Annotated in this window: 11 protein-coding genes; 9 read left to right on the forward strand and 2 right to left on the reverse strand. The window is 46.8% G+C overall.

Features of this window, described 5'->3' with window-relative positions:
- Positions 1-26: 26 nt before the first annotated feature.
- Together B9N89_RS12400 and B9N89_RS12405 are read left to right on the forward strand one after the other, a co-directional pair.
- Positions 27-1,214 (forward strand): NAD-dependent epimerase/dehydratase family protein, encoded by a 1,188-nt coding sequence (locus B9N89_RS12400; RefSeq protein ID WP_132318914.1) that lies wholly within the window; start codon positions 27-29, stop codon positions 1,212-1,214.
- A gap of 144 nt (positions 1,215-1,358) precedes the next feature.
- Entirely contained in the window at positions 1,359-2,708 is a 1,350-nt protein-coding gene (locus B9N89_RS12405; RefSeq protein WP_159455332.1) for a carbohydrate porin, read from the forward strand.
- Between the two features lie 62 nt (positions 2,709-2,770).
- Here B9N89_RS12405 and B9N89_RS12410 read toward each other — a convergent pair whose 3' ends face one another.
- Complete coding sequence (locus B9N89_RS12410) at positions 2,771-3,655, reverse strand: 5'-3' exonuclease (RefSeq protein WP_132318910.1); 885 nt, start codon at positions 3,653-3,655, stop codon at positions 2,771-2,773.
- 126 nt (positions 3,656-3,781) lie between these two features.
- Here B9N89_RS12410 and B9N89_RS12415 point away from each other — a divergent pair, with 126 nt between their 5' ends.
- From B9N89_RS12415 to B9N89_RS12440, 6 genes are all read left to right on the forward strand, one after another.
- Positions 3,782-4,678, forward strand: coding sequence for a DMT family transporter (locus B9N89_RS12415; RefSeq protein WP_132318908.1), 897 nt, complete (start codon positions 3,782-3,784; stop codon positions 4,676-4,678).
- 140 nt (positions 4,679-4,818) lie between these two features.
- Positions 4,819-7,461: a 7TM diverse intracellular signaling domain-containing protein gene (locus tag B9N89_RS12420; protein ID WP_132318906.1), complete on the forward strand. Its 2,643-nt coding sequence runs from the start codon at positions 4,819-4,821 to the stop codon at positions 7,459-7,461.
- Between the two features lie 87 nt (positions 7,462-7,548).
- Positions 7,549-7,797, forward strand: coding sequence for a hypothetical protein (locus B9N89_RS12425; protein WP_132318904.1), 249 nt, complete (start codon positions 7,549-7,551; stop codon positions 7,795-7,797).
- A 338-nt stretch (positions 7,798-8,135) separates the two neighbouring features.
- Positions 8,136-8,363 (forward strand): hypothetical protein, encoded by a 228-nt coding sequence (locus B9N89_RS12430; RefSeq protein WP_132318902.1) that lies wholly within the window; start codon positions 8,136-8,138, stop codon positions 8,361-8,363.
- A gap of 32 nt (positions 8,364-8,395) precedes the next feature.
- On the forward strand, positions 8,396-9,550 hold the full coding sequence (locus tag B9N89_RS12435) for a response regulator (RefSeq protein WP_159455333.1): 1,155 nt from the start codon (positions 8,396-8,398) through the stop codon (positions 9,548-9,550).
- Between the two features lie 166 nt (positions 9,551-9,716).
- Positions 9,717-13,016, forward strand: coding sequence for a hypothetical protein (locus tag B9N89_RS12440; RefSeq protein WP_132318898.1), 3,300 nt, complete (start codon positions 9,717-9,719; stop codon positions 13,014-13,016).
- 5 nt (positions 13,017-13,021) lie between these two features.
- Here the strand turns inward: B9N89_RS12440 and B9N89_RS12445 are convergent, their stop codons facing one another.
- Positions 13,022-13,987: a universal stress protein gene (locus tag B9N89_RS12445; protein ID WP_159455334.1), complete on the reverse strand. Its 966-nt coding sequence runs from the start codon at positions 13,985-13,987 to the stop codon at positions 13,022-13,024.
- 605 nt (positions 13,988-14,592) lie between these two features.
- Here B9N89_RS12445 and B9N89_RS12450 point away from each other — a divergent pair.
- Complete coding sequence (locus B9N89_RS12450; protein WP_132318894.1) at positions 14,593-17,148, forward strand: TonB-dependent receptor plug domain-containing protein; 2,556 nt, start codon at positions 14,593-14,595, stop codon at positions 17,146-17,148.
- Positions 17,149-17,174 lie beyond the last annotated feature (26 nt).

Below are 17,174 nucleotides of genomic sequence, written 5' to 3' on the forward strand. Positions count from 1 at the left end.
AGACTAAGAATCACAGGAGCAGGATCATGTTAATTGCCATTACTGGCGCAACAAGTTTTTGGGGTAGTTCCCTTGCGATGAGCTTTCTTATGGAAGGCCAAAATGTTTTGGCGTTGAGCCCCCATGATCCTGAAGGTGTGTTCACGAAGCGAGCCATTCTTAACGCTGCCAAAGGCTTTAAGTACGATAAGTTCGAATTAGATTGGAACCTCCTCCAAGTGGTTTCGTTCGACCCTGATGGGATTGAGAAGCTTCGTGGCGACAGCCGACTGAGCGACGTTGATGTGGTTTGGCATCTGGCTGAAGATGAGAGCCATGACGCGCACGATTCAGTAGCAACATTTGGGGTCAATCTTACTTTGACTGGCCAGCTACACGATATTTTTTCTCGGGCTTCACCCTATTGCCAGCGGTTTTACTTTGGATCGGTCTTGGGCTCTTGGGGGCGCGACCACGATGCTCTTCGAGAAGTGATCCCCAAGACTCCGAGCTTTCGTAACATGTATCACGCTAGCAAGTGGGCAGCGGAAACCAATCTTTTTATCCAGGCGTCCCAGTACGGGATTCCTGTCACGATTTTAAGAACTCCTGCCATACTTGGCCATGCTCGTACGGGATGGTATGGAAATCAAAAGACGCCGTTATACGACCTGATTGAGGCTGCACTTTATGGAACCAAGCAAGGCAAGAAAGCCATTCGTTTCGGTATCCCAAAAGACCTTAAAATTCCTATGGTGCCCATCAATGACTTGATCGATATGGCGATGGACCTCACATTCCTAGCGAGAGACCACCACAAAAATGAAGTGGTTCATTATAGCAGTGAAAAGCTGATCGAGGTCGAGCGCATGATGATGATGGTTAATAAGCTATTGGGCACCAAAATTAGGCCAGGGCAGCCCAAAAAAGCCTATGAAAAAGTTGCAAACGATATCCTTCACCGTAATCAATGGTTTGATCACAGTCAGCCCCGGATTGAGATGCGGGCTGCAGCAGAAATTCTTGGTCCTCGGTTTCAAGCTAGCCAGCTAGACGAACAAGCCGTTTATAAGTTGGCCAAGGTTTACGTTTATGATTTGATTGCTCAGTTTGAAGGGAAGAAAAAGGGCTTCTGGCATCGTCTGATCCAGAACCTTTCTCTACTGGGGATTCAAGTGAAATTTTCCCGTCCTGTGCTCACTCTTAAAGAGCTAATCGGTTCTAAGATTCTATAGAAGTAGAATTTGACTGATTGAAATTTCTAGTGTCTTTCTAAAAGTAAAAAAAATTTATCTCCGCAACAATCTCTTTACCAATGTTCGTAATAATCCTAGATTCCCCAGCTCGTGAGGTTTTCAATCTTTAATCGGGAGGCTAATTTGAGGTTTATTACAAAATTGCTTATTGTTGCTTGCAGTGCCTTATCGACTGTACAAGTTTACGGAAGCGAACTCTTTGAGTATCACGGCTATGCTCGTGTTGGAGGAGGGTGGTCGGAGCGAGGCACCAGCCAAAGTTGCTTTGCTCTCGATAACACTTGGGGGAAACCCTTTCGATTGGGTAACGAGTGTGGTGGTCTTTATGCGGAATTAAGTCTTGTCAATTGGATAAAGCCCAGCTCGGAAACTGTGGCAGAGCCGTGGTTCAAGTCGGTCTTTACCTTAGCCCTTGCATCAGATCTTTTTGATACTTGGGAGGCTACCAATGATGAAGACCTAGTGGTGGCCTTGCGCGAGGCTTACATCATTGGCGGGAACCTTTTGCCATTTGAAGCAGACCTTTGGATGGGTAAAAGGTTTTATCGACGCTACGATATTCATATGCATGACTTCTTTATTGTTGCCAATACTGGCGGGCGCGGTGCAGGAATTGAAAATATAAAAATCGGTGACGATAGCCTCCACTTAGCCCTCGTCCAGTATCGGGGAGATGGGGACATTACAATTGGCGACAAGACCGCCAATCCTCCGATTGAAACCACCCTTGATGCACGATACGCCAGCGGCCCCTTGGAATTCATCTTGATCCATGGCCAGCACTCGGCTCATGATAGTAGTACTGGTGAAAAACTATACGAGGGCCTCAATGGTCAATCACTTACCAGCATCTATACCATGAATTTAAAGGAAGGATTCAATAAGATATATGCCCAGTATGGTCGTGGTATTTATGGCGCTAAAACTGGAGATGCGAACGGCTTTTTTAACTTTGCCAATACTGGGGCTGTAGTTCAAAAAGAAGATGACATCACAAAAAAGGTAGTCGAAGAGTCCAATAGCTATCGTATCGCAAATCAATATGTTCAGGGTTTCGAAGGCTATGATCTTGCTGCTTCGATCATTTATCAGGGAGACGATTTTGGCGGCTACACGCTAACTTCAGGTAAAGAAGCAGCGAATCGCAGCCTGATCATGGTTGGTGTTCGACCATCTTATTATTTAAGCAAAACATGGAAAACGACTCTCGATCTTGGTTTCGTTGCGATCAGCGATAACATTGTGTCAAGTAATGACGAGAAGATTCAAAAAGATCAACAACTAACAAAGGCAACCCTAGCTTTAGAAGCAGTCAATGGTAAAGGCTACTGGGCACGGCCTTCTCTTCGCTACTTTGTGACAGCAGCCTCTTGGGACGATGACTCCGCAGATAGTATCGGTGGAACTCTTGGCTTTCAGAACAAGGATAATGAAGCATTAACCTATGGTTTCCAAGCTGAGTGGTGGTGGTGATGTCGGGTTGCTCTATTGGTGCTTTGCTTCAATAGAGTGGTTGCGTGTTGCTAGATTGAGGATCATTTCTGTGACTGCTTTTGCCAAGTTTCCACAGATTGCAGAAATGCAGGATCCTCAATTCTTTTGCAAAGCTTTTTCAGTGCCTTAATATCACAGCCTTGCCAGCGAAGCTGAGCAAACGTTTCAGCAATAGGAACGTCCCGACGCAGGGTGGCTAGAGTCTTGTATAGTTTGACTTCGTCCTGATGATCCAGTAGTTGAGCTAGTAGACTCTTGCCGCCACGAACCTTGGGCCAGTGCTCTAGGTCAAAGGGGATATTCTCAATACAACCGAATACCTGAAGAATCTGTGCCGTAGACTTAGCGCCCCAACGAGGAACTCCGGGGATACCATCCGCGCTATCTCCCACCAAAGCGAGATAATCGGGAATCGATTTGGGGGGAATTCCGAATTTCTCTGTGACAGCACCTTCATCGAGATTTGTTTTACGAATGCGATCCCAAGTGATGACTCTGTTACCTTCTACCATCTGGCAGAGATCTTTGTCTGGCGAGCAAATTACGATTTGCTCAAGTGATTTAAGCTTTTTCCACTTGTAAGCTGCGCTTGCTAATGCATCATCGGCTTCGAATTCAATCATTGGCCAGGTGACAATACCTAGGGCTTGCGAGGCATCTTCCACCAATGGAAACTGATTTGCTAGTTCGGCTTCCAAACCTTCACCCGTTTTATAGCCAATGAAGAGGTCGTTGCGAAAGGATTCGATGGTGTGATCAAATGCAGCGGCAATATGTGTTACACCGTCTTGCTTAAGAAGCGAGAACATACTTCTCAGGAAGCCGCGAACGGCTCCCACCTCCACCCCTGAACTGGTGATTGTGGAAGGGTAGGAAAAGTAGGCTTTGAACAGTTCGAACGTGCCATCAACAAGATGAAGTTTCATTGTTATATCCGTGCTTTAGCTGACAAAACGAGGCTATACTTTCGCCTTTGATCTTGGTATAGCAGAGGCCAAGCTTTCCATTGGTCGCAATGGATGATCCCTAAACCATTATGGTGGAGTCTTTAAATGGAATCAATTCCCTACCTTGGCGAGGCGGCATCGCTTCTTTCGGCGATGATATGGGCCGTATCGATGACCTTCTTCACAGCCTACTCAAAACAACTAAGGCCCGATCAGCTCAACCTCTTCAAACACGTGATCGCTAGCCTCTTCTTATGCCTCGGGGTTTTGATTATCAATCCTCCGTGGCCTGAGGCTCCAGAAGTGTATCTGGCATTTTTTCTATCGGGCTTTGTCGGTTTGACCCTTGGAGATACCGCCTTGTTCGCAGCCTTGAGCCGACTGGGAGCCCAAAACACTTCCGTTAGTCAATGCGCAGTTCCGCCTTTAACGGCCATTCTAGCCTTTACCTTTCTCCAAGAGTCTCTTACTTTTTGGGAAATGCTTGGCATGGCGATCACCGTCATTGCTGTCTTCCTAATCCTATCCCATCGCTCAAGTCGCAGCCATTTCACCCTAAGCAAGCGCCAGCTTGTAGAAGGTCTGTTTTTCGCTGGGGTCGCAGCATTGGGGCAATCGTCGGCGGTGGTGATCATCCGCCACTACCTTCAGGGTACTGACGTGATCTTGGGAACGACCCTTCGGATCTTGCCATCTCTTCTCATCCTACTAGCAGTGACCGGCTATAAGGGGCAGCTGAGATCCTTGCTACGATTTCTTAAGGCCAACCCGCGGGGAGCTATAACCCTAAGTGGAGTGTCGTTCATGGGAACGTTTCTTGGTCTTCTGCTTATGTCTCTTGGTGCGAAGTACGCAAAGGCTGGTATCAGCTCGGCCTTAACGTCGACCTTTCCAATCTGGATCATTCCAGTTTCAGCTGTGGTTCTGAAGGAGCCAGTGAGCCTTCGCAAGACGGTATGGACTGTCGTTGCTGTGGCCGGAATTGGGGTGATGCTCGTCTGAGCAATGGGTTTCCCCCAGTATGTCGCTCCTTGGAATGGGTTGTAAGTTATTGATATTATAATGATTGGAAGGTGCCGTGAGGTGATTTCTCAGGACTCCATTCATTTTGCCGATGCTCCTGACAAAGGAGATACGGATCTGTGAAACTGCGATTGCTTGGATTCATATTAGGGATATTGCTTTGTCCGACCCGAGGCAAGGCTGAATCATATCGCTCGTGTGTGACTGAGCATGCATGCGTTTTGCCAGACTCTGAGCAGAAAGCCCTAAGTCTCAGAGGTGAGTGGCTGTTCCACTGGCAGAAGCTTCTCGGTCCAGAGAATGAGTCAGAACTTTTGAACACCAATCTCCGGTGGGACCCGACTCAGGATTGGAATACTAGCGACCAGTTCACTACAGAAGGGTTTGCAACTTATGTTCTGGTTGTCGAAAGTCCTCGGGCTCAAACTACAGAACTATGGATGGATCGTGTGACTTCAGCCTCACGCCTGTGGATCAATGGCCGTGAGGTCGTTCGTACTGGAGTCGTAGCAGACAATGCTGATGATGAGCGAGGGCAGCGTCGGATAATTGCCAAATCGGTGTACCTAGACCAAGGGCGCAATGTCTTTGTCCTGCAAATATCAAACTTTCATCGAACGGTTTCTAATATTCGAGGGGAATTTCTTATTGGACCGGGCTTGGTTGCTGAAAGTAAGCGCCAAGGAATCACCGATGGGTTGGTCTTCGGTTCCATTTTTATCATGCTTTTTTACCATATTTATCTATGGGCGATTCGAAAAACCCGGATTTCACCTCTGTATTTTGCAGTATTTGGCTTTGGGATTGGCGGCCGCTTGATTGTCATGGGGCAGGGGGATCTGTTTGCAAGCTTTGTGGATGTTCCCATCTGGTTGGAATCAAAAGTCGAATACCTCGGGTTTGCTGTTTCGAGTACAGGATTATTACTCTTCATGAACGAACTCTATCCAAAGTTCTTTCGTCGTCGCTATGCCCTGGCTGGTAGCAGCTTAACCGCATCTTGGGCCGTATTAATTCTATTGACTCCCTACGCTATCTATCAACCATTGCTGCCTTTCTATCAGGTTCTCATATTGCTATTCGGCGTGTTGATCTTAGCGGCCATGGTTCGAGCAGTTGTCCATAGGGTGAGCGGTGCTCGCACGTTCACCGTTGGTTTTGCCATGCTTTTTCTGACTGCAATCAACGATGTTATGGTCGCGCAAGGCTTGCTCGATTCTACTCACGTGATTTATTTTGGAATGTTCTTCTTTATTTTCTTTCAGTCAGCTGCGATCGCGTCCAATTTCAATGAAGCCTTCGATCGGGCCGAAAAAGCTGAAAAAGAGGTGCGAGGTTTGAACGAAGGGCTAGAAAAACTAGTCCAAGAGCGAACTGAAGAAATCAATAAGATCCTCTCAAATGTAGAATCAGGCTTTCTGGGTATTGATCGCGACTTTAAGATTCTTCCTGGCTTTACCAAGGCCTGTCACGAGCTCTTGCCGGGCAGCGTATTTGAAGGTCAAAACTTTTTGAGATGTCTCAATTTGGATCAGCGTGCGGAAGAGCATCTTGAGCAATCGATCACACAGGTATTTGATGACATTCTACCAGAGTCAGTCACTGTGCAGCAGATTCCACAGCGGGTGGGTACCGAGTCCCGGTCTCTGAGTCTTGTAGCAGCAGCGATTCGCGATGATCAGGACCAAGAGATTGCTGCCATTCTATTTACGATCAATGATGCCACGTCTTTGGAGCTGGTTGAAAGGCAAGTGAAGAAGAACGAGATGCTGATCACGATTCTCCAGAATTTAGATTCATTCGAATCGTTTCTCGAAGATTTTTGGCACGAGATTGACCAAGCTCGAACCGCCTGCCAGGCTGGTAACGAAAACCAGGTGCGCAGCCTGCTTCACACTATGAAAGGTAATCTTTCAATGTTTGGCCTTCTGGGTGTTTCACAACTTATTCATCGAACCGAAGGCCGTAAGCGCATTACCCTAGAGCAGATTGATGAGATCGCACAAACGGTTAATTCGGTGCTAGAGGACAACGAAGACGTTTTAGGTCTTAAAAAGCGAGACAAGCAGCTGTCAGAAATCAGTCAGGAAGAAGTCGATCAGCTTGTGAGCAATCTGTCGCAGTATATTGCAGATGCAGAGTCTTTGTTTCAAGTGCGACATCGTCTTGATCGACTGATGGACAAGCCTATCGGTTACTATCTCGGGCCGATCGAACAAACTGTCTCGGATCTTGGAGAACGGCTAGAGAAAGATGTTCAGTTCACCCTAAAGGGGCAAGGTATAAAAGTTCCGAGACACTACTCTGAACTTCTTCACAATCTGATTCACCTGATTCGCAATGCTATGGATCATGGGATTGAGGATGCTGATAATCGAGGTAGCAAAGATCCGGTGGGTAAGCTGAGTCTTGAGTTTTCTCAACAAGGAGATGATCTTCGCATAGCAATTGAAGATGATGGCCGTGGAATCGATCCCGAACGTGTGAAGCTTAAAGCCATTGATAAGAAAGTCATCACCGAAGCAGACGCGCAGTCTTTAAGCGTCGAAGAAATCCAAAACTTGATTTTTCATTCCGGAATTTCCACCACTGAAGAAGCGAATGATATTTCTGGTCGTGGGGTGGGAATGTCGGCAGTGAAGGATATAGTTGAAAGCTCAGGTGGACAATTGAAAATAGAATCAGTGGTGGGCAAGGGAACAAGTTTTATCATTACCATTCCCAATCTTTTTGCTCCGCCCCAATACAGCCAAGCAAGCTGAATACCACATGGGTATTGCTCTCCAGCCTCGATCTCGATAAAATATATTAAGAGTTCTCATTGCTTTCTATGACGAGGAGCGTCGACATTGCAAAATCCTCATGAATTCATCGCAAACAACTCCCATGAAGAGATTAGTCGCTGTATTGTTCATCAACTGACTCAGAATGAAAGCACCATTGGCGCCATTCTGAAAACATCTTATGGGTATTTCTGGCTCGATTTCCGCAATGAAGTTTATTCCAATACCTTTTTTCGAACACTCAAGGAAACGTTGTCGGAATTCAATATGTGGCTCAACGCTGAGACCTCCCAGGGCTGTAAGGTGCCGAACTAAAACCTCAACAGGAAGTTTGAAGGGATCGGTGTGACTTAAAGTGTCAAGCCTCAGAAATACTACGATCAACGGCTGCCCAAGATTGGGTAAACATCATCTAGTTTGGTAAATAAGGCCTCTTTACAGAGGCATAACACAGATGCTAGTGCATTAAAACAGATTCTTACCTAGGGAAATAATTGTCTAACATCTGTCGGCTCTGAAAACGACCCAACTATCTCCCAAAAAAATAATAAAGAAGTAGTATTATTGGCTTGTTATAAGCCTTCCCGAGAAGTCTTAAACTGTTCCGCAGTCTTCCGCCGAGAAGTTTCACTGATTCAATCGGGGAGGTATCCGTGGTACTCCAAGGAGTGAAAATTTTCCGCTCGGAAGAAGAGGCGATCTTACTGAACGAACACCTGACGCGCAGTGGCGTCTACAGTCTCTATGAAGCTCACGGTAATAAATTCATACTGAAAGTAAGAGCAGTCGAGATTGACCTTGCCGTCAACCTCATCTCAAATTGTCCCATGCTCAAGGATTTACAGAAGTACAAAGCATCTAAATTGGGGCGCGTCAGCTGATGGACCGATCAAAATTCTCGCGAGAACAATTTTTGCCCAAGCGCGTTTTGATCGTCGAAGACGACAAATCGATGCAGAGCTTGATTCAATCTGCATTTCGCGACAATGGAATTATGGATGTCTTTTGCGTTTCAGACGGGGAAGAAGCCTGGAAGCAGCTTCATGAGTATAAGTTTGATCTGATGACTCTGGACTGGAAGCTTCCTGTGTTACATGGTATGCAGCTATTCAATCGGATTCGCCAAGATCGAAGATTGCGAAACCTTCCCATCGTTGTGATTTCTGGATTCCTGGATCACGAAGACCACGTCCTCACCGAAGACTACTTTTTTACAGCTAGCCTGAGCAAGCCATTTGACGAAGACAAGCTGATGAAGATTTCGAAGGAAATCCTTCGAGATCGTTTCGACTATCAAAAGATCCTACAGCGGGCGGAAACAGCTTACTTCGAAGATTTCGATCGAAACATCGACAAGCCTACTGAGATTATCAATGTCTGGTTGCAAAATATGGGACAAAATCCAAAAGGTGTGTCCATGGCTGCTTCGATCATAAGAAGCTTGAATGGGGTAGAGAGATCCATTTCGATGATCATGGACTCCTTAAAGATTCACCCCACAAGCTCCTTGCTGCTCCATCAACTCGCCATGTCGCAACTGATGTCAGGTGACTTCGATTCTGCTCGGACAAGTTTTCAGAAGGCTAATAACTTTTGTTCACACAACTTGGAACGGATTCTTTGGCTTGGTGAGCTAGAATTGCATCGAGGCAATTGTCAGGCTGGAATTGAATACTTTCAAAAAGCTTTGTCCCATGATACTGGTTCACCAACGATTCAAAAGGATCTTGAGCTTGCTAATCTGATTAAAGAAAAGCTTGCTCATTATTCCGTGAAAGACCTCGAAAATGGCCTTGGTAGCTTTCTTAATTCACTTGCGATTGAAAAAGTCCGTCGCGGTCAGTACGAGGACGGGGAAGGTCACTACGAAAAGGCTCTGTGCTTTTCGGGGAATGTGGTGGCGAAAGCCAAGCTTTATTACAACATGGGAATTTGTGAGGCCCGGCAGGGGCGGCGATCGGAGGCAGTTTCTTATTTCTTCCGATCCGTTGATCTTCTGCCAGATTACAATCGATCAATCGAGGCTCTCAGGAAGTTTGGCTATGACATCCACGAAAATGCCGCTTGAAACTTACTAGGTTCAGGCGCTTTTTTTGGGTTTTCTAGTCCCTTTGAATAGAAAATTGAGCCATCATAAGGGCTATATTTTATTGGAAGAATCTTTGTCGTTGAAGTCCTTCCACGGAATGCCGACCTTTTCTTTGAGGCAGTTATGATTGGGTAGGTCTTGAATTATGAACAGATTTTTACTTCCGTTAACAGTACCATTCTTACTTCTCGGATGTTTTCCCGGCGAGGGTTTCTTCGAGCAAGAAGCCGCGAACTTAGATTCGATTCAGGAAGTCGGAGTCCAGGTCGTAGGTGAAACATCTGTTGCGCAGGTCTTTGCCGGTGCGAACGTGACTCAAAGTATTGAAGTCCCCGAAGGCAGTCCTCTCGAAGGAACGTCCTTGTCGATCCCTCCTGGGGCTTTAAATATTAGCATGAACATTACGATTGAAGAGGCCGTGACTCCAGCGACCGATGGCAGCCTCGGTGATCTTGGTATTGTTGGTGCCGATACTGATTCTATAGCCACGGTGTTCAGTAATGATCAAAACGTCAAGGGTTTTGCTGACGGAATGGCCGGAACCATTCAAGTCTCCACAGGTAAAGCAACAACGGGTTTAGGCCTTGTGGATACCACTCCTGTGATGTTCTCAAGGCACGATAAAGATGACGGTAGTTGTGTCGACACTATTTATCAGCTAAACACTGGAGACTTCGTTACCCTTGCAAGCGGTAAAGAGGTTGTCAAATTCCAAACTGCATACTTTGGTACCTATCAAGTCATCCGGGTGCCCGATCTCAATTTTAGCACGAGTCCGCGCCAGACCCCCTGGGGGACCACCATCCTTGCAGAAGCTGTACCCGAAGAGTGTAAGATCGTAACCAAAACCGAGAAACAGGTTCTTGATACCCAAAACCCTGTCTCGCTAGGAGTCCTCAGCACAGAACTGAATGGCCAGATATTTGCAGTCATAGCACCGAAAATATCGGAAACACCCAAGAAGTGTAGTCTAACATTGCGTAGCGCTGTGGACACTGATGGCAAGACTTTCCAGGCTGCGCAGTCACGGGTTGAAGTCAACCTCGAAGGCAAAGGTTTTCCGCTCAAGGCGGAGGCTTCCTACCAATGTACCTTCAACGATGGTCGCTTTTTGAAAAAGAAAGTAGAGAAGCTGCCTCGTGGTATCCGGCTTCTGGTCGATCGCGACCTGCGACAGGTTACAATCCGAACCGATCTTCCCGAGGGTGGTGCTTGTAAAATCGACGCTTACCATGTCGATGACAAAACGGATACTCATGAGGAAGCGATTACCAACTACAATAACTATCTGCTGGATTTCAATGAAGATAGCGAAGACACGGACTACTATATCCGCGTAAGCTGTACTTATCCCACAGGCTTGGTGCTTAGAACGCCATATGCAAGGTTCGATCTGGGAACCTGCGACACCTGTAAAAATGAAGATGAGGGTGGTGATCAGAATACGACAAATCCTAACGACACGATCCCTCCAACAGTGAATAGTTTCACGTGGGCGACGTCGATCATGTCTCCAGGAGAAGCAAATATCGTGGTCGATGGCTACGATGATCAGGGTGATCTCCGGCGGATATGTTTTGCTATGACAAAGGATACCGGTGGTATGACTGCTCCGGTTGGTTGCTTCGATCTTATGCCAATCGGAGGCAACCAGTACCAGGCTACTATCCAACTACCTGATTACTACGTTCCCTATACCTACGACATTAGTTGGATCGATGTGGAAGACTACTCTGGTAATCGACGATGGTTCAATTCCATGTTTGGTGATACTTACTACCGCGAAGGTTATGATTTAGTCAATGGCGTTCACCAAGAACAAGGTATCTCGACAATGCCAGTCTTTAACTGGAACGTCAATGCAGGGCCCGGCAACAACCCAGATACTATGGCTCCAACACTTCTATCGTTCGGAAACATTGCGAGTACACTAGGCCTCCCTGGGGAGCTTGTGATTCCTTTCTCAATTTCTGACAGTGGCGGCTCTTTGGTGCCTAACATGCCCGCTCCGGTGTGTTTAACTATTGAGAACCTCGTTACGGGTCAACAATCAAATCGCTGTCCACACACAGAGTACATCGCCGCTGGCCAATACGAAGCTTATGTCCATTTAGACAATCAATATGAAAACGGCGACTACGGAATCAAGCAGTTTCTCGTGGGTGACCTAGCTGGTAATCAAGCTACTTACAGCGCTGCAAGTATGCCCGGAAATTATTCAGAAGCCCCTGGTATTAACGTACCAGTGGTGACCCTTACTGGTGGGGCCGATTATTCACCACCATTTATCGATCAACCCAATGCTGTCTTCATGGATCTTGCAACCTATGATGTGGGTGGCGGTTCGGTGATGGCTACCATTACCGTGGAAGCTACCGACCCAAGTGGGCTCGCTAATATCTGTGTTGTCATTGATCAAGAATTTGGCATGTACGAACACCATACGGGTTGTCATGTGCCAGTGGATAATGGGGATGGTACTTTTTCGGCTACGTTTACGCTAGCTGATTACTTTCAGAATGCGCCTCAAAACTATGTCCCAGCAAGGATTGAACTCTTCGATACCGTGGGCAACCGGACCGAGATGTACAAGATGAGTGGCGGAGATACCTATTATACTATCAATGGCAATATATCTGCGGTTCTGATTCCGACATTTGACTTCATAAATGCGACTCCTGACGGAACAGCACCGGTGATTAACTCATTGAGTTTTAACAACACAAACTACACAGTTCCCAACTCTGCAATACTAACGATGAATATAACAGATTCGGGTGCTGGCCTTGATTTCGGAAATGTATGTGTTCGACTGGAAACCGCGGCGTACATAAAGATGATCTATCACTGTGGAATTGCTCAGGCTGTCGGAGGAGATAACTACACTTTGGATGTTCCACTGAACCCTTGGATAGAAAACGGCACCTATAAATTGCTAGACGTGTCAGTTTACGACATGGCTGGTAATTACACAAATCTTTACGCTTCCTTTGGCGACGCACAATATATGTCAAGCCCCCTTGCAGTTTTGTCTTTTAATATCGCTGGAGCGTCCACAGATACGCTTGCCCCGACACTTACGGCGAATGCAGCCTACTTCGATCGAAGTAGCTACAACCCTGGTGACTATGCCTACCTCTTTATCGAGATAACGGATGATATATCAGGCTTTATGCCATTCCAAAATAATCCCTGTTGGCGTCTCACTAACGCGGGCTATTCTGAATGGATCTATATCTGTGGTTCTCTTAGCAATGAGGGAGGCAATCTATGGAAGTTTGGCTTCATGATACCTTTCGGCCAGCTTTATGACACCTACTTCCTAGAAAGCATCGACCTCACTGATCAGGCTGAAAATATGACAAACTACTATTCATCGTCAGCAGCAGGACCTTATAGCCCAGATCCAGGCTGGGCTCCTCCGACTCTGATCGTGAATCCTTAGGCGACTCACGAATCGCTCGGACAAACCATCACAGCGGCTCCTAACTCCAGCATTGTTGGGTAGGGGAGCCGACCCAAACTTAAACTCTCAGGGCGGAATATGTGATGCTTGCCGAATATGAGAAGCTTGGGCTTATCGTCCTTGGAAATCAGCTTGGTTAGCTCTTCGGCAGCTTCGCCAAATAAGACATTCCGCTCTACGTTGAGTGACTCGGCTCCCTGAAGTCTTTCGTAGCGGATTTTGAGCTGTTCCAAGGTTTGTTCGATAACTCGCTCGCGGTAAGTTTCCACCTTGGATAGCTCCTCTTCAGGCATTTTACCAAGAATCACTGCGTTTTTGATGTGGTCTGTAATCCTTTTGATATCTTGCTCGCTCATATCATGTATGTGATAGTGCAACAGATGATCGGCTTTTAAGGCTAGGGCAAGGTCTCTGGCATAGCTCATGATGCTGTTGCAGGAGTCGGTGAGATCGTCGCCACAGTAAATGGTAAGGTCAGGTTTGGTGATTTGGTCACAGCCTTGGGGAACGACAAGAACAGGAAAAGAGCTGCCTCTCATCAAGGAAATGCTTGTCGATAGGCCCTGCCACACTGAGTTCGAGTAGTTTGAGCCTAATACGATCAGGCCAGCTTTTCCTTTTTCAGCAACCTCTTCGATTCCTTCGATCAGGCTATCACGTTTCACGATGATATCGGACTCTACGTCTAAGCCTTCCTGAATCTTGCTCAAGAGCTTCTGGGCATTCTCCTCATCCAACTCATCCATGATGGGACCGTAGGTATCGAGGGGAAAGACTGGTGCCTCACCTGCATAGGCATAGTAATGAAAGGGTTTGAGAATATGGGTGAGAAGTAGCTTTGCTCTTAAACTCTGGCAGAGTGATTGGGTAAAGCGAACAAGATGGGTTTCGTCTTCATACAACGAAAGCCCTAGAAGAATACTCTTGCCAGTGATGTCTTTGAGTTCCATGGGTGCCATCCTTTCCGAGATTCTTGCGATAAGTCGTTTCAGTAAATTTAGTCACTGTCTTACACAAATTATTCAGTCAAGATCTTCAAAGCAAGATCTTTGCCACGCCTAGAATCAGTCCTTTTGGTGCTTAAGGGATCAAACCACACCATCCTAACTCGTTTTGCCAATCACTGCGAGTTTTGAAGCAGATTGGGATTTGCTCGGCAGCCAGACCTATGAAAAATTTTTAAGATGTTATGAGCTGACTTTATTAAAAATAAATTGCGAACTTTTGAACAGAAATGTGCGAGCAAGTTGAGTAGTGCTTGTGGTGCTTAATGTCTGACTCCGGCATCAGAGATGAGTAAATTTACCATATATTGGTCTTAAATCAAAACTAGCAAAGGACTTTTTACGATTTCATAGACACTGAAATGTAGGAAGATGAATGCCTGTGGCTTCAGTAAGATGCCACTGCCGAGCTACTTGCGAGTAGGATCACCTGATCTAATCTGTCACCCGCTGGCGACCCCTTCATTATCCGTTTATTGACAATTAATATGAGTTCTCATAAGACCATTTTAACTAATATAAAAAAGGTCGTAAAAGATTAGGAGAAAAAGGTGATTATCATTAATCAGCGTATGGTTGCCTTAGCGTCTTTATCAAGTTCACTCTTGATTGGGACAGCGGGCCAAGCTCAGGAGTCTGTGGAGAATGAGGAAGCAGCTCCAGCAAAGAAAGTGGAACGAATTCAAGTGACCGGCTCTCACATCAAGAGAACTGATGTGGAAGGGGTGTCTTCGGTCATCGTCATCGATCGTGAAAGCATTGAACGTACAGGCTTTTCCACAGTCAGTGAACTGATGCAAAGTATGACGATTTCATCAAATGGCTCCTATGGTGCATCAGCAGTCAACGACGTTCGGGGAACAGTGACAAATGTCGATTTGAGAGGTTTGGGACCCTCCAATACTTTGGTTCTTCTGGATGGGAAACGGGTTCCAGATGAGGCTGGTCTAGGGGTTGTAGACCTATCTACGATTCCCATGGCAGCAGTTGAGCGCATTGAAGTTCTGAAAGATTCAGCATCGGCGATCTATGGTTCGGATGCTACTGGTGGTGTGGTAAACATCATCACGCGCAAGGATTTGAACGGCTCAGCGTTCTATGCTCGGGCGAGCTCTCCCAAAGCTGAGGGCGGTACGGCAACTGAATTTGCCTACCTTACCGGCGTCAATCAGGGCGACTTCAGGGTACTGACAACTTTAAACTACCGACAGTCGGAACCTATTTTCTATCGGGATCGAGATTGGACGAGAGTTGGCTTGAGTACCTACTCATACCCGGCGAACTACGACGCTGGATCGGGGCTTCTTGCTCATGAGAATTGTCAGGTACCCAAGGGAGATCGTATTCCTGTAGAAACAGGTGGCGATCCAATCTGTTCCTACAACTATGGCAATACTTCCGCGTTTGCACCTGAAACTCGGCAAATCGGGTTCATGAACAACGTTGGCTACGATGTTAATCCAGGGCTTACAGTTTATTCTCGCATTCGAGCAGTGAAGAACACCAATATCTGGAATATGGCGCCCAATGCGGGCTACTTTCAAATTCCTCAGGCAATTGCCACTGAAAAGCAGCCTAGCTTAGGCCTCAAGGGAGAAGTCAGCAAGGATGTGACCCTGCGCTACCGTGCTGTGCCTTGGGGAGTTCGTAAGTGGGAAGAAGAAAAAACCTTGGTTGGTGGAACCCTAGGTGTAGATGGGGAAATCGGCAGCAACTGGACCTGGAGTCTCAGTGCAGGCCACACCCAGAGCAAGAAAGATACCGTCAACCCTCAGGGCTTTATGCTGGTGGATGAGCTTGTTAGTGCAATCCAGACCGGTGAATTCAATCCATTTGAAACTCAGCTCACGCAAGGGAGCATGGCCGTGGTTTCCAGGGCATCCTACGAGCCGTTTCAAGTCATTGATACCGATATGACGAACTACAATCTAAGTGTATCTGGTGACCTTTTTGAGATGGGGGGAGGCTATGCTGGGCTAGCTATCGGTGTTCAGCAAAGCGATCAGAATTACAAGAAGATCATCGATCCACAATCTGAGCAAGGCAATGTCTTTGGTGTTACAGAGGATAAGGGCGCTGAAGGCAATCGCAGCATATCAGCAGCCTTTGTTGAGATGGCATTCCCTGTTGCTGACTCCTTCGAGCTTCAGTTTGCTGCACGCTATGACCAATACTCGGATTTCGGTGGCACCACCAACCCAAAACTTGGCTTTAAGTATTTGCCTACCAGTCGTCTATTGTTTCGTGGAAATGTGGGAACAGGTTTCAAGGCCCCAACCCTTGACGAAATCTATAAAGGGACGCAAGTTGGTCTAACAAACTTGATTGACACTCCGGTTTGTGGTCTCGATTGTGATATTCGAATCGATGAAGTGGAGATTGAAACCTCTGGTAATGAAAGTCTTCAAGAAGAAACATCGCTAGCCTACAACTTTGGGATTGTTGCAGAACCAATCGATGGACTTTCCCTGGGGGCAGACTACTGGTACATCAAGATCGAAGACATCGTTCGTGAGATGGATGCGCAAGATGTACTCGACTCTATCGCTCAAGGCCGCAATTTTTCTGGGGTTGAGATTGAGCGTTGGAACGACGGCAAGCTCAAAAGGATCAAGCTGCCGATTATGAACCTTGGTGAGAGTGAAGATGCTGGTGTTGATTTAAATGCTGCCTACCGTTTTCGTCTGGGAGGCAATCGCCTTTTTGTGAATGCAGACTACTCCCGGAAACTATTTGCCAAAAGCGTTCCATTTCCAGGCCAAGCCCAAGAAGATACCCTTGGCGATCGGGGCGAGCCTCGATGGCGAGCCGTATCCAGTGCCACTTGGCAGTTTGACGATCATGGCTTTACCCTGCGTAATAATTTGATTGGGCAGCAACGGTCTGAGAACGACCCGGATCAAAGGATCGGTTCGTTCTCGACTTATGATGTGCAGTATGCTTGGAATCACCCATGGGGTGGCAACGTTGCAATCGGTGCCTTAAACGTTCTTGAAACCCGTTTCCCAGAAGACCCCACGGAGCGTGGTGGAGACGATGTTCGGGTTCAGGAGCTATACGGGCCCAATGGTCGAGTGCTTTACATGAATTTAAACCAGACGTTCTAAGCCGTTTGCAAGGAGGTGGTGTTCAG

The sequence above is a fragment of the Pseudobacteriovorax antillogorgiicola genome, from assembly GCF_900177345.1.
Taxonomy (GTDB): Bacteria; Bdellovibrionota_B; Oligoflexia; order Oligoflexales; family Oligoflexaceae; genus Pseudobacteriovorax; species Pseudobacteriovorax antillogorgiicola.

Bases quoted from the DNA above. Each gene is read 5' to 3' on its own strand.
- B9N89_RS12400 (WP_132318914.1), top strand. From the start codon at position 27: ATGTTAATTGCCATTACTGGCGCAACAAGTTTTTGGGGTAGTTCCCTT.
- B9N89_RS12410 (WP_132318910.1), bottom strand. From the start codon at position 3,655: ATGAAACTTCATCTTGTTGATGGCACGTTCGAACTGTTCAAAGCCTAC.
- B9N89_RS12415 (WP_132318908.1), top strand. From the start codon at position 3,782: ATGGAATCAATTCCCTACCTTGGCGAGGCGGCATCGCTTCTTTCGGCG.
- B9N89_RS12440 (WP_132318898.1), top strand. From the start codon at position 9,717: ATGAACAGATTTTTACTTCCGTTAACAGTACCATTCTTACTTCTCGGA.
- B9N89_RS12445 (WP_159455334.1), bottom strand. From the start codon at position 13,987: ATGGAACTCAAAGACATCACTGGCAAGAGTATTCTTCTAGGGCTTTCG.